The organism is Actinocorallia lasiicapitis (assembly GCF_054778695.1).
Window position 1 is genome coordinate 41,649 of sequence record NZ_BAAGZI010000003.1, and the last position, 12,069, is coordinate 53,717.

The 12,069-nt window shown below is 69.1% G+C and carries 11 protein-coding genes and 1 pseudogene; 6 read left to right on the top strand and 6 right to left on the bottom strand.

Translation table 11 applies throughout. The annotated features are described in order from the left end of the window. Nucleotides 1–7: 7 nt before the first annotated feature. Together ACYVE7_RS01020 and ACYVE7_RS01025 are read left to right on the top strand one after the other, a co-directional pair. The gene (locus tag ACYVE7_RS01020) at nucleotides 8–1,483 is read left to right on the top strand and encodes an aldehyde dehydrogenase family protein (RefSeq protein ID WP_460362338.1); all 1,476 of its coding nucleotides are present in this window, start codon (nucleotides 8–10) and stop codon (nucleotides 1,481–1,483) included. A gap of 118 nt (nucleotides 1,484–1,601) precedes the next feature. Then, nucleotides 1,602–1,994, top strand: coding sequence for an SCO5389 family protein (locus ACYVE7_RS01025; protein WP_460362339.1), 393 nt, complete (start codon nucleotides 1,602–1,604; stop codon nucleotides 1,992–1,994). Nucleotides 1,995–2,079: 85 nt separating this feature from the next. On the opposite strand, the gene ACYVE7_RS01030 is transcribed toward ACYVE7_RS01025, so the two are convergent. Then, a complete protein-coding gene (locus ACYVE7_RS01030) occupies nucleotides 2,080–3,093 on the bottom strand; it encodes an LLM class flavin-dependent oxidoreductase (protein WP_460362341.1) in 1,014 nt (337 codons plus the stop codon). 77 nt (nucleotides 3,094–3,170) lie between these two features. Between ACYVE7_RS01030 and ACYVE7_RS01035 the strand changes: the two genes are divergently transcribed. Both ACYVE7_RS01035 and ACYVE7_RS01040 read left to right on the top strand, forming a co-directional pair. Further along, complete coding sequence (locus ACYVE7_RS01035; protein WP_460362342.1) at nucleotides 3,171–4,232, top strand: 3-hydroxyacyl-CoA dehydrogenase; 1,062 nt, start codon at nucleotides 3,171–3,173, stop codon at nucleotides 4,230–4,232. Nucleotides 4,233–4,907: 675 nt separating this feature from the next. Next, a complete protein-coding gene (locus ACYVE7_RS01040; RefSeq protein ID WP_460362343.1) occupies nucleotides 4,908–5,690 on the top strand; it encodes an alpha/beta fold hydrolase in 783 nt (260 codons plus the stop codon). 10 nt (nucleotides 5,691–5,700) lie between these two features. Here the strand turns inward: ACYVE7_RS01040 and ACYVE7_RS01045 are convergent, their stop codons facing one another. The 3 genes from ACYVE7_RS01045 to mce all read right to left on the bottom strand — a co-directional run bounded on the left by ACYVE7_RS01045 (nucleotide 5,701) and on the right by mce (nucleotide 9,347). Next, the gene (locus tag ACYVE7_RS01045) at nucleotides 5,701–6,786 is read right to left on the bottom strand and encodes an AI-2E family transporter (protein WP_460362345.1); all 1,086 of its coding nucleotides are present in this window, start codon (nucleotides 6,784–6,786) and stop codon (nucleotides 5,701–5,703) included. Nucleotides 6,787–7,422: 636 nt separating this feature from the next. Further along, nucleotides 7,423–8,715, bottom strand: a complete 1,293-nt coding sequence (locus tag ACYVE7_RS01050; protein ID WP_460362346.1) for a DivIVA domain-containing protein — start codon at nucleotides 8,713–8,715, stop codon at nucleotides 7,423–7,425. 191 nt (nucleotides 8,716–8,906) lie between these two features. Next, complete coding sequence (gene mce, locus ACYVE7_RS01055; RefSeq protein WP_460362348.1) at nucleotides 8,907–9,347, bottom strand: methylmalonyl-CoA epimerase; 441 nt, start codon at nucleotides 9,345–9,347, stop codon at nucleotides 8,907–8,909. An 84-nt stretch (nucleotides 9,348–9,431) separates the two neighbouring features. On the opposite strand from mce, the gene ACYVE7_RS01060 reads away from it, so the two are divergent. Beyond that, nucleotides 9,432–10,607, top strand: a complete 1,176-nt coding sequence (locus ACYVE7_RS01060) for an acetyl-CoA C-acetyltransferase (RefSeq protein WP_460362349.1) — start codon at nucleotides 9,432–9,434, stop codon at nucleotides 10,605–10,607. A 180-nt stretch (nucleotides 10,608–10,787) separates the two neighbouring features. Here ACYVE7_RS01060 and ACYVE7_RS01065 read toward each other — a convergent pair whose 3' ends face one another. After that, a complete protein-coding gene (locus tag ACYVE7_RS01065) occupies nucleotides 10,788–11,399 on the bottom strand; it encodes a DUF4230 domain-containing protein (protein WP_460362350.1) in 612 nt (203 codons plus the stop codon). Between the two features lie 123 nt (nucleotides 11,400–11,522). Between ACYVE7_RS01065 and ACYVE7_RS01070 the strand changes: the two genes are divergently transcribed. Then, a complete protein-coding gene (locus tag ACYVE7_RS01070; protein WP_460362351.1) occupies nucleotides 11,523–11,822 on the top strand; it encodes a DUF3817 domain-containing protein in 300 nt (99 codons plus the stop codon). Here ACYVE7_RS01070 and ACYVE7_RS01075 read toward each other — a convergent pair. Further along, nucleotides 11,810–12,069: pseudogene (locus tag ACYVE7_RS01075) on the bottom strand (hypothetical protein); the annotation flags it as partial. The gene ACYVE7_RS01070 and the pseudogene ACYVE7_RS01075 sit on opposite strands and share 13 nt — an antisense overlap.

The following is a 12,069-nucleotide window of genomic DNA, read 5'->3' on the forward strand; positions in this document are numbered from 1 at the left end:
TGACGAAATGACGTTCACATCGCTCAACCCCGCCACCGGTGAGGTCGTCGCCACGCATCCCGTGCACGACGAGAAAGCCGTCTTCGAGGCCGTCGAGCGGGCCCAGGTGGCCGCGGCCTGGTGGGCGGGGCTCGGGTTCAAGGAACGCAAGACCAGACTGCTGAACTTCAAGGCGGCGCTGGCCCGGAATCTGAACCGGATGGCGCAGGTCATCCACGAGGAGACCGGCAAACCGGTCGGCGACGCGGTGTTCGAGGCCGTCGGCGCGATCAACCTGCTCGACTGGGCCGCGAAGAACGCCGCCAAGGTGCTCGGGCCGCGCACCCTCTTCCCCGGGCTGCTGGCGATCAACCAGAAGGCGATCCTGGAGTACCACCCGCTCGGTGTGGTCGGGGTGATCGGGCCGTGGAACTACCCGATCTACACCCCGATGGGTTCGCTCGCGTTCGCGCTGGCCGCGGGCAACGCCGTGGTGTTCAAGCCGTCGGAGTACACGCCGGGCGTCGGGGAGCTGCTGGGCGAGCTGTTCGCCGAGGCGGTGCCGGAGCAGCCGGTGTTCCAGGTCGTCACCGGGTTCGGCGACACCGGCGGCGCGCTGACCAGGTCCGGGGTCAACAAGATCGCGTTCACCGGGTCCGCGGCGACGGCCAAGAAGGTCATGGCCGCCTGCGCCGAGACCCTGACGCCGATCGTCGCCGAGTGCGGCGGCAAGGACGCCTTCATCGTCGCCGCCGACGCCGACCTGGACTTCGCCGCCAAGTCGGCGCTCTGGGGCGCGATGTCGAACGCCGGGCAGACCTGTGTGGGCGTCGAACGGATCTATGTCGTCGAGAGCGTCTACGACCGGTTCGTCGAGAAGCTGAGCGCGCGCGCCGAGGAGCTGAAGGCCGGCTACGAGAGCGAGGGCGCGTCCTACGGGCCGATCACGATGCCGGGCCAGCTCGACATCATCGAACGGCACATCTCCGACGCGCTCGCCTCCGGTGGACGGGCCGTGGTGGGCGGCGCCGAGTCGGTGCGACGTCCGTTCGTCGACCCGGTCGTGCTGGTCGACGTCCCCGACACCTCCTCGGCGATCTGCGAGGAGACCTTCGGCCCGACCGTCACGGTCACCAAGGTGAAGGACCTCGACGAGGCCGTCGCCAAGGCCAACGCCACCGAGTACGGGCTGGCCGGGACGGTGTTCTCCGGCTCCGGCAAGGCCGCCCTGGACGTCGCGCGCCGGCTGCGCAGCGGGATGACCTCGATCAACTCGGCGATCGCGTTCGCGCTGATCCCGGGGCTGCCGTTCGGTGGCGTCGGCGAGTCGGGGTTCGGCCGGATCCACGGCGCCGACGGTCTGCGCGAGTTCTCCCGTCCGAAAGCCATCACCAAGCTGCGTTTCAAGTCGCCGCTGGACACGACGGTCTTCGGCAGGTCCCAGAAGGAAGTCGACCAGATCGTCAAACTGATGCAGTTGCTGCACGGGCGCACCAAAAAGTAAGCGGACTGTCGCTGACAGGTAAGACAACCTGAGAGTTCCGTCGGACGTCCCTCTGGACGTCGCCCGAAAAGGTGATTAGCGTCACCAGTGGTCGATCCGGCGGAAGGAAGCAGCACGCATGTCTCTTGACGTGTCCCCCGAGCTCCTTGAACAGGCCCAGCATGGCGAGATCGACGATCAGGCGTTCGTCGAGTGCATCCGCACGTCCCTCCCGTACGCCTGGGACATGATCAGCGGCCTGGTCGCTGATCTGGAGGTCTCGGGCGGGGAGTTCGCCGACAACCACACCCCGCCCCCGGACGAGCAGGCCCGCGGCCAGCTCCTGCGGGTGCTGGCCAGCGACGCGATGCGGGGCAGCATCGAGCGCTACTTCGGGGTGAAACTGGCGTTCCAGAACTGCCATCGGGTGGCGGTGTTCCCGGCGAAGCTCGCCGACGGACCCGAGCACCGCAGGTTCGTGACGGCGCGCGAGCAGATCCTCAACCAGTCGCCGCACCTCCGCGACTGCTGAACCACCACGAAAAGGCCCCTCGCACGGGGGGCCTTTTCGTGTTCAGCGAGTGGCAAGGCGGGTGTCCGTCGCCCGCCTTTTCCGCCTATTCTCCGGTAGCGCGCAGCTTCGGTAGCACTTCCGCGCCCAGCCGCCGGATGTTCTCCACGGTCCGCTCGACCGTTCCGTCGCCCTCCACGAGGAGCAGGCGCCGTGAGATGCGCGTCAGCTCCCACTCCTCGCGTAGCTTCGCGACCACCTCTTCCGTGCTTCCCACGGCGTGGCGCTCGGCCAGCCATCGGGCGTAGCCGCGGGCGTCCTTCGCCGTCCGGTCTCCCGTCAGTGGTACATATCCCGCCAAACCCTGCTCCAGCCAGGGGACGAGCCCCCGCACCAGCTCCGCCCGAGCCGCCTTTCCCGTCTCGCCGATCCAGGCGACTCCCGCCCCGATATGGCCGCCCCACCCGTGTTCGTGGCGCGGCTCGTCCGGGCGGGCTGAGGCGTAGCGGGCCAGGGCGGCGGCCTGGGCCGGGGCGTCGATGTGGAGGCCGAGGAGCATGGGCAGGTTACGGGCGGCGGCCAGACGCTCGGTGGCGGGGGAGGTGCAGGCCAGATGGATCGGGAGGCGGGGATGGGGCGGGGGCGTCAGGGCGACGTCGCGGAAGGTGAAGGCCGGGCCCGAACCGGCGACGGACGGGGAGCGCAGCGCGGTGAGCAGGACGTCGAGGGATTCGGGGAAATGGGTCTCATAGCGCGGCAGGCCCGTGCCGAAGACCTCGAGATCCTGCCAAGGACCGCCACGGCCCACCCCCAGACAGAACCGGCCGTTCGAGATCGCCGACAGGAGAGCGGCCTCCTCCGCGAGGGCCACGGGATGACGCGTGGACAGCACCGAGACGGCCGTTCCGACCAGGATCCGGCTGGTCGCCCCCAGCAAGTGGGCGGCGAGCGTCGTCGCCGACGGGCAGACCCCGTACGTCATGAAATGGTGCTCGGCCAGCCACACGCCGTCGAAACCGGCCTCCTCGGCGGCCGCCGCGCACACGATCGTACGGTCCAGGGCCGCGGCGGGGGACTGGCCCGGCCACTGGCCGGAAGGCAGGAAAAGTCCAAAGCGCATGGCTCCTCACTGCCCGATCAGGGCGTCTGCGAGACTTCAACCGAACCAACTACGGGCCAAACTGCGGGAGAAGGACAATGGGTTTCCAGAAGGTGGGCGTCGTCGGCCTCGGCACCATGGGTGCGGGCATCGTCGAAGTGCTGGCGCGCGGCGGGATCGCCACGGTCGGCATCGAGATCAACGACGCGGCGCTGGAGCGGGGCCGCGGCAACGTCCTGTCCTCGACCGGGCGGGCCGTGCAGCGCGGCAAACTCACCGAGGAAGGCCAGACCGAGATCCTCGACCGGATCACCTTCTCCACCGACTTCGCCGACCTCGCCGACTGCGGCCTGGTCATCGAGGCCGTCCCCGAGCGGCTCGACCTCAAGGGCAAGGTCTTCGCCGAACTCGACAAGGTCTGCGGGCCCGACGCGGTCCTCGCCACCAACACCTCCTCCCTTTCCGTCGCGGAGATCGCGGCGACGACGTCCCGGCCCGGCTCGATCGTCGGCGTCCACTTCTTCAACCCGGCGCCCGTCATGAAACTCGTCGAAGTGATCTTCACTGACGAGTCCCGCAAGGAGTTCACGGACGCCGTCACCGAACTGGTCCGCGACCTCGGCAAAACCCCCGTCACCATCGGCGACCGCCCCGGCTTCGTCGCCAACCGGCTACTGTTCGGCTACCTCGGCCCCGCCGCCCACCTCCTGGACGCCGGCGAATCCGCCGAGGACATCGACGCCTCCGCCACCGCCCTCGGCCTCCCCATGGGCCCCCTCACCCTCATGGACCTGATCGGCCTCGACACCTGCCTCGAGATCATGGAAGTGATCCACGCCGACTCCGCCGACCCCCGCCACGCCCCCTCCGCCGCCCTCCGCGCCCTCGTCGCCGAAGGCGCCCTCGGTCGCAAAACCGGCCGCGGCTTCTACACCTACGAAAAAGTCGGCTCCGGCAAGGTCGTCACCCCCCGAGAAGGCACCCCCACCCCGGCCATCTCCGACGCCATCTACCTCCCCTACCTCAACGACGCCAAGGAAATGGTCGCCTCCGGCTACTGCACCCCCACCGACGCCGACGCCGCCATGACCCTGGGCTGCGGCTTCCCCTCCGGGCCGTTCTCTGTGCTCGGCGCACAAGCCACCGGGGACTCCAGGTGACCACGCGTCTTGCTGCCGGATGCAGGAGCGTAGGCGACGTGCGCCGTTGAAATCCGCTCGGCGCCCCGGCTGTTGAGCGGGGGCGCCGAGCGGATGTCCGTGGGGCTAGCCGACGGGCTTTGCTGCGGGGGCGGGAGTGCGCCCCGTTTGGAAGCGCCGCTTCGCCGCTTTCGGTGGGTGCGGGCTGGTGTTGTCCTGGTGGAATGTGCTCCGTTGTTCGGTCTTGCCGGGGGTGCGGGTGGCGGCGGGGTTGGGGGGAAGCGGGGGGCTTTAGGCTGGTGGGGTGTGTGCGCGGAAGAACAGGCGGGACGGCGGGGGTGGCCGTGGCGTCGGGGGTGCGTGGTCGTACGGGGTGCAGGAAACCGAGCGGGCGGCCGACGGGGAATGGCATGTGCGGACGATTCTGGCGTCCGCGGCCGTGAAGAGCTACCGGTGCCCCGGGTGCGATCAGACGATCGCGCCGGGGACGGCCCATCTGGTGGCGTGGGCCGCTGACCGGGGTGGGGAAGAGGATCGGCGGCACTGGCATCGGCCCTGCTGGGCGGCGCGACTGCGGCGGGGGCCGCGGCGCTAAACCTTCCGTCCGATCGCGGCCAGGGGACGGGGGTTCCGGTGGTGAAGGGGTAGAGAAGTCTCCATTGACCGCTTTTACGGGGGCCGGAGGGGGTTGCTCTGATGCAGTTGTACGCCCGTGACGTCGGGGACGGAACGCCACTGGTGCTGCTGCACGCCTTTCCGCTGTCATCGGCGATGTGGCTTGCCCAGCGCGAGCAGTTGTCGAACAGATTCCGGGTGATCACTCCGGATCTGCGGGGATTCGGGGGGTCGGTTCTCGGGAGCGAAGAACCGTCGGTGGAGGCGATGGCCGACGACGTCGCCAACCTGCTCCGGCAGAAAGGCATCGCCAAAGCGGTGATCGGCGGACTGTCGCTCGGCGGCTACGTGGCGATGGCGCTCTGCCGCCGCCACCCCGAGCGGGTGCGCGGACTGGTCCTCGCCGACACCAAGGCCACCGCCGACACCGACGAAGCCCGCGCCAACCGGCTGCGGATCGCCGACCGGATCACGGCCGACAACTCCGTCGCCGTCCTCGCCGAGGAACTGCTTCCCCGACTCGTCGGCCCGACGACGCTCCGCCAGCGCGCCCTCGTCTACGGCCGTGTCCGCGGTCTCGTCCAATCGACCCCGGCACCCGCGGCGGCCTGGGCGCAGCGCGCCATGGCCGCCCGCCCCGACTCCCTCCCCACACTCCGCGAGACCAAAGTCCCCGCGCTGGTCATCGTCGGCGCCGAGGACACCCTCGCCACCGAGGACGACGCTCGCGCCATGACCGAAGCCCTCCCCAACGCCGAACTCCTCGTCATCCCGCGATCCGGCCACCTCACCGCCGTAGAGCAGCCCGACCTCTTCAACCAGGCCGTAGCCGAGTTCGTCACCGCCCTGGCCCGCACCACCTAGCACCCGGCCGTCATAGGCCGTCCTGGCGGGGGTGGACGACCTCGCGGACGATGAGGGAGATGGCGGCGGCGACGGGGATCGCGAGGAGGGCGCCGACCACGCCCATGAGGGCGGCGCCGATGAGGGCCGCGATGACGGTCACGGCGGGCTGGACGTCGACGGAGCGCTTCATCACCCTGGGGGCGATCAGATAGTTCTCGATCTGCTGGTAGATCGTGAAGAAGATCACGCAGGCGATGCCTTCGGGGATGCCCGTCAGGAAACCGATGATCGAGACGATGACGGCGCCGATCGTCGCGCCGATGAGGGGGATCAGGTCGGTCACGGCGACGATCAGGGCGAGCGCCGCCGCGTACGGCACCCCGGCGATCGTCAGGAAGATGTAGGTGGTGACACCGGCGATCACCGAGATGATGAAGTTGCCGCCGACGTAGCCGCCGATCCGGTCGAGGATCTCGTCGCCGAGCAGCGCGACCCGCGCCCGGCGGGAGCGGGGCGTGAGCCGGTAGAAGAAGGTCTTCATCTGCGGCAGCGACGACAGGAAGTACAGCGTCAGGATCAGCACCGTCAACGTGTTGAAGATCGCGGACAGGGTGCCCTTGGCGACGTCCGTCGCCCAGTTCGCCACGTTGGTCTGGAACTTGGAGTCGGCGAGGTACTGCTGCGCCTTGTTGAGGAGCTGGTACTTGCGGTCCCACTCACGGATCTGCTCGTTGTTCTGCAGCTGGGTGATGTAGTTCGGGACGTTGTCGGCGAACTTCGAGATCTCACTCACCAGCGGCGGGACGAGCACCCAGCCGACCCCGGCGAAGAACAGCACGACCAGCAGGAACACCACGCCGACGGCTTTCCCGCGGCTCATCCCGACCCGCACCAGCCGTTCGACGGCCGGATTGAGCCCGACCGCCAGGAACAGCGCGATCGTGATCAGGATCAGCACGCTCTTGACCCCGAGGACCGCCTGCACCAGCAGCCAAGCGACGATCACCCCGAGCGCCCCGGTGAACCCGATGGAGAACGGGTGGAACCGCCCGAGCGGCTGCCCGGGAATCCCGAACGGCAGCAGATCCGTCACCCCGGCCTCACTCCTGCGCACCGCGATATCGTCCGCAGGATCCATCACCCCCGGTACCCGCACCTCACCGCGCGACTTCGCCACCCCTGCCTCCACCTCCCCAGCAGCCTCCGGCACCTCCACCGGCCCCGCCCCATCCCCGGGCTCCGGTACCTCGACCTGCGCCGCACCTGACTCAGAGAAGGCCGCCTCACCCCTGGGAGCCGGAACTTCGACAGGCGTCGTGGTGGTCGCCTCAGCCTCCGGTACCTCGACCTGCGCCGCACCGGATTCAGTGAAGGCCGCTTCGTCCCTGGGGGCTGGAACCTCGGCGGGTGTTGTGGTGGCTGCCTCAGCCTTGGGATTCGGCGGGTCGGCCTGTGCGTCGTCGCTGGGGGTGGGAGCTTCGGCCGGTGTCTTGCTGCCGGGGGGCGTGGTGGGAAGGGGGACGGCCGGACGCTGGCCTGCGGGCGCGCCGTCGGCGGGCCCGGGGGGCGGGGGGTCGCCGGCCGACTCGGCGTCGACCGCCGGTCTCTGCTCGTTCAAGGTCGTTCTCCTCGACAGCCGGGGGGTTCGTCACTCCTTAGATGAGAAAGAGCCTAAGGCCGGTTCACGGCCTCAGGCTCTTCTCTGATCGATCTGTGGACAACCGGCGGGCGGCCATCCGGTGCGGGGTGCTTACTCCTGCCACCAGTCGTCGTCGGCGTCGGACGACGGCTTGCCGCCGTGCTTCTGGGAAGCCTTGGCACCCGCCTGAGCGGGGACGGGCTTCTCAGCGGCCGGAGCGGGCTCCGGCGCGGCCACGGCCGCGGGGGCCGGGGCGCTCATCACGGGAGCCACGCCGCCCAGGAGCTGCTGCAGCTGGTTGAGGTGGCTGGTGATGGAGTCGCGCTGACGGGTGAGCTCGTCCACCTGGCGCTGCGCGGCGGTCCGAATCCGCTCGGCCTCGGCCTTGGTCTCACCGAGCAGCTGCTCGGCCTGCGACTTGGCTTCGGCGATCACGTTGTCGGAGTTCTTGCGCGCGTTCGCCATGAGCTGCTTGGCGTGGCTGTCGGCCTCACGGCGGGTCTGCTCCGCCTGCTGCGTGGCCTTGGCGGCCCGCTGCTCGGCGGAGGCGGCCCGCTGCTCGGCTTCGGCGACCAGCTTCTGCGTGGCGGCCTGGGCGGCTGCGTGACGCTCGGCGTCCTGCCTGTCGGCCTCCTCGCGGCGGGCCGCGAGCTGGATCTCGAACTCGGCTTCGGCCTGGGCGCGCTGCGCCTCGGACTCCTCGAGGATGCGCTGGGCCTGGGCCCGCATCTCGTCGGCCTGACGCTTGGCGGTGGTGAGGATCTCATCCCGCTCGCGCTTGGTGGACGCCCGGAGCTGGGCGACCTCGCGCTCGGTCGTGGTGCGGAGCTTGGCGATCTCACGCTCGGCACCGGCGCGCTTCTCGGCGACCTCGTGGTCGGCGGTGGCGCGGAGCTTGGCGACCTCACGCTCCGTGGTGGAGGTGAGCTCGTCGGCCTCACGGCGGGCGCTGGTGCGCACCTCCTCGGCCTCGCGCTCGGCCGTGTTCCGCATGTCGTCGCCTTCGCGCTGCGCGGTGGCGCGCAGTTCGGAGGCGTCGTTCTCGGCGGTCGCGCGGAGCTCCGCGGCGTCCACCTTGGCGGCGGCCTTGATCTCGTTGGCCTCGGAACGGGCGGCGCCTACGAGCTCGGTCGCCTGCTCCTCGGCGAGGCGCAGGAGCTGCTCGATGCGGGCGCCGAGCCCCGAGTAGGTCGGGCGCTCCTGTTCCTGGAGCTGGCGGTGCGCGTCCGAGAGTTCGCGCTGCATGGCGCCAACCTGCTCCCGGGACTGCCGCACGTCGTTGTCGAGCGACTTGATGTGCTCGTCGACCTGGTGGCGGTCGTAACCGCGAAGCACCACGTCGAACTCTTTGGGGGCATTGTCTTCGAAGAAGTTGCTGAGCTGGGCGTCGATGTCGGACTGCATTGAGGCTCAATCCTGGGGTGTGACGAGTGCGGCCGGGGTTCTGGGTGTTCCATCCGGTTGATCGCCAGGCCGCTGGCCCAGACCTCTTCCGGCGACAGCAGAGTACTCCCGCAGCTGCCTTGTTGGGGGCTCAACCGTTGGCACTGCGGCGAAATGTCCCTTTTGTAAGGGTCAAAACCCCCTTCAGGTGATCACGACTCGGCAACGGGAGCTTTCTGTACCAGCTCCGTCAACACTCCGTGACAGTCTTTCGGGTGCAGGAAAGTGATCCGCGAACCCATCGATCCATGCCGCGGTTCGGGATAAAGCACCCGAACTCCCTTGCCCGCGATCGCGTCCGCCGCCTCCTGGACGTCACCGCCGTCCGTGCCGAACGCGATGTGGTGGACGCCCTCGCCATTCTTCTCCAGCCACTTGGCCACAGTGGAGTCCTCCCGGGTGGGCGTGATGAGCTGGATGTAGCTCGCGCCGCCGTCGCCGGTGGTGTTGATCTTGAGCATGGCCTCGCGGACGCCCTGCTCCTCGTTGACCTCGAAGTGCACGTCCGTAAAGCCGTACGTGGCCTTGTAGAACTCGACTGTGGCGTCGAGGTCATGACAGGCGATGCCGATGTGATCGATCCGGCTCAACATGTGGGGAAACCCTCCATATCTCGCGTTAGGGGCCGCTGAGTATCGTGGCAGGTGTAAGAAGCCGCGCCTTGGGAGGCCCCCTCTATGTCTTCTGTGATCGTCTCCGGAGCCCGGACGCCCATCGGGCGCCTGCTGGGTTCCCTGAAGGACTTTACCGCCGCCGACCTCGGCGGCATCGCGATCAAGGAGGCACTCTCCCGAGCCGGCCTCTCCGGCGACCAGGTCGACTATGTGATCCTCGGCCAGGTGCTCCAGGCGGGCGCGGGCCAGATCCCGTCGCGCCAGGCGGCCGTCAAGGGCGGCATCCCGATGGGCGTCCCGTCGCTGACGATCAACAAGGTCTGCCTGTCGGGCCTCGACTCGATCGCCCTCGCCGACCAGCTCATCCGCGCCGGCGAGGTCGAGATCGTGGTCGCGGGCGGCATGGAGTCGATGACCCAGGCCCCGCACCTGCTGCCGAAGTCCCGCTCCGGCTACAAGTACGGCTCGATCGAGGTCCTCGACCACATGGCCCATGACGGCCTGACCGACGCGTTCGAGTCCTGCTCGATGGGTGAGGCGACCGAGCGTCACGTGGGCAAGCAGGGCATCACCCGCGAGGCGCAGGACGCCTTCTCGGCCCGCTCCCACCAGCGGGCCGCCGCCGCGATCTCCGCCGGGCTGCTGGCCGAGGAGATCGTCCCCGTGGAGATCCCGTCCCGCAAGGGCGCCCCGGTGGTCTTCGCCGAGGACGAGGGCGTGCGCGCCGACACCACGGCCGAGTCGCTGGCCCGGCTCCGTCCGGCGTTCGACCGCGACGGCACCATCACCGCGGGTTCGGCGTCGCAGATCTCCGACGGCGCGTGCGCCGTGGTCGTCATGTCGCAGGAGAAGGCCGCCGAACTGGGCCTGCCCGTCCTGGCGAGGATCGTCTCCCACGGCAACGTGGCGGGCCCGGACAACTCGCTGCTGTCGCAGCCGTCCAACGCGATCGCCCACGCCCTGAAGAAGGCCGGCAAGGACGTCGCCGACCTCAAGCTCGTCGAGATCAACGAGGCGTTCGCGGCCGTCGGCCTCCAGTCGATCGACGACCTGGGCCTCGACCCCGAGATCGTCAACGTGAACGGCGGCGGCATCGCCCTCGGCCACCCCATCGGCATGTCCGGCGCCCGCATCGTCCTGACCCTCGCCTACGAGCTCAAGCGCCGCGGCGGCGGCCTCGGCGCAGCCGCCCTCTGCGGCGGCGGTGGCCAAGGCGACGCCCTCCTCATCGAGGTTTGACGACGCCCTTCCGCGCGAGATTCAAGGGCGTCGGAACAGGGTTCCCCTGAGTGAGCACTACCTTGGCCAACACCCCCGGACCTTCCAGCTGTAGTGGTGACCACAGCCCCACTCGGGGGGTCCGGGGGTTGGCCCCCGGTAGTCGGACAGGGAACCCCGTGCACGGGGTTCCCCTGACGATCATTGCGGCGCTGTCACTGTCTCGACGGTGATGGTGGTGAAGCCGAGGCTCTTCAGGAGGCTCGTCAGCATGAGTTTGGTGTTGGAGTCGGCACGCTGTTTGAGGCCGCTGTCCTGTGCCGCCGCCTGGATCTTGTCGGAGGCCAGGACGTAGAGTTTCTGCTGGTCGCCGGGGTTGCCGGAGAAGAAGTCGCCGAACCGGTCGATGATGCCGCGCTGGGTGGCGAACACGTACGACTTGTTGGGGTCGAGGTTGGTGGGTTCGAGCTCGGCGGGCGGGAGTTTGATCGTCGCGGTGGTGCGGTCGGCGTTGACCGTGATGTCCTTGTCGGCGATCTTGCCGAAGTCGACGTAGGCGTCGACGGTGCCGTTGCCGACGAACAGGGTGCGGTTGCCGCGGACGGCGCTGGGCAGGAACTTGGCGTCCTTCTCCAGGTCGACGACGACCTGGAACTGGCCGGTGGCGGCCTCATATCGCGAGAGATCGCGGATCGACTTGAGCACGACGGGTCCCGACCGGTCCTTGGTGCGCTCGCCGAACGGGTTGGTCCAGTCCGGTAGCCAGTTGTAGCCCGTGGCGATCGCGTAGAGCGCGACCACGACGACGGCCACAACGGCGGTTCGTACGATCCGCCCTGTATTCGAGGGGTTCATGCCCACGGCATTCCCTCGCGCATCCGTTTGATTCGCGACCCCGGGTCACAGCATTGTGATCAAGCCCTTACCTTGGGGGCCGTGGATACCGTTCGTGCCTTCAAGCTCGTCTCGCTCGCCGAGGCGACCTCCTTCCTCCTGCTCATCGCCGCCTCGATCGTGAAGCGGATCCCTGACGGCTCTGATCTGGGCGTCAAGATCCTCGGTCCGATCCACGGGGTGCTCTTCATCGCCTATGTCGGGCTGGTCTTCCTCAACCGGGAGAAACTGGCCTGGAACCCGTTCCGCACCGTGCTCGCGCTGGTCGCGTCGGTGCTGCCGGTCGCCCCGTACTTCGTGGAGCGCTACTGGATCAAGGAAGCGAAGGTTCAGCCCGCGTAGGCCGCGGGGCCCAGCGCACAGGCCCGGTAGGCCGGGTAGTGGGCGGCGAACCAGGCGCGGCGGCGCTGCTCGTCCCAGTGGACGAACGGGGTCGCCGGGTAGGCGGGCACGGGTTCGTCCCGCAGCCACGCGCCGACCTGGGCCTGGTAGCCGCCCGCGGTGGGTCCGGCCGCGGCGGTGCAGTGCCGCAGCGAGCCCTCGATCTCGGCGACGGCCCCCCGCTCGTACCCGTCGGACAGGGTCTCCA

Coding starts and splice junctions, on each gene's coding strand:
- ACYVE7_RS01020 (WP_460362338.1), top strand. CDS start 8: ATGACGTTCACATCGCTCAACCCCGCCACCGGTGAGGTCGTCGCCACG.
- ACYVE7_RS01025 (WP_460362339.1), top strand. CDS start 1,602: ATGTCTCTTGACGTGTCCCCCGAGCTCCTTGAACAGGCCCAGCATGGC.
- ACYVE7_RS01030 (WP_460362341.1), bottom strand. CDS start 3,093: ATGCGCTTTGGACTTTTCCTGCCTTCCGGCCAGTGGCCGGGCCAGTCC.
- ACYVE7_RS01035 (WP_460362342.1), top strand. CDS start 3,171: ATGGGTTTCCAGAAGGTGGGCGTCGTCGGCCTCGGCACCATGGGTGCG.
- ACYVE7_RS01040 (WP_460362343.1), top strand. CDS start 4,908: ATGCAGTTGTACGCCCGTGACGTCGGGGACGGAACGCCACTGGTGCTG.
- ACYVE7_RS01050 (WP_460362346.1), bottom strand. CDS start 8,715: ATGCAGTCCGACATCGACGCCCAGCTCAGCAACTTCTTCGAAGACAAT.
- mce (WP_460362348.1), bottom strand. CDS start 9,347: ATGTTGAGCCGGATCGATCACATCGGCATCGCCTGTCATGACCTCGAC.
- ACYVE7_RS01060 (WP_460362349.1), top strand. CDS start 9,432: ATGTCTTCTGTGATCGTCTCCGGAGCCCGGACGCCCATCGGGCGCCTG.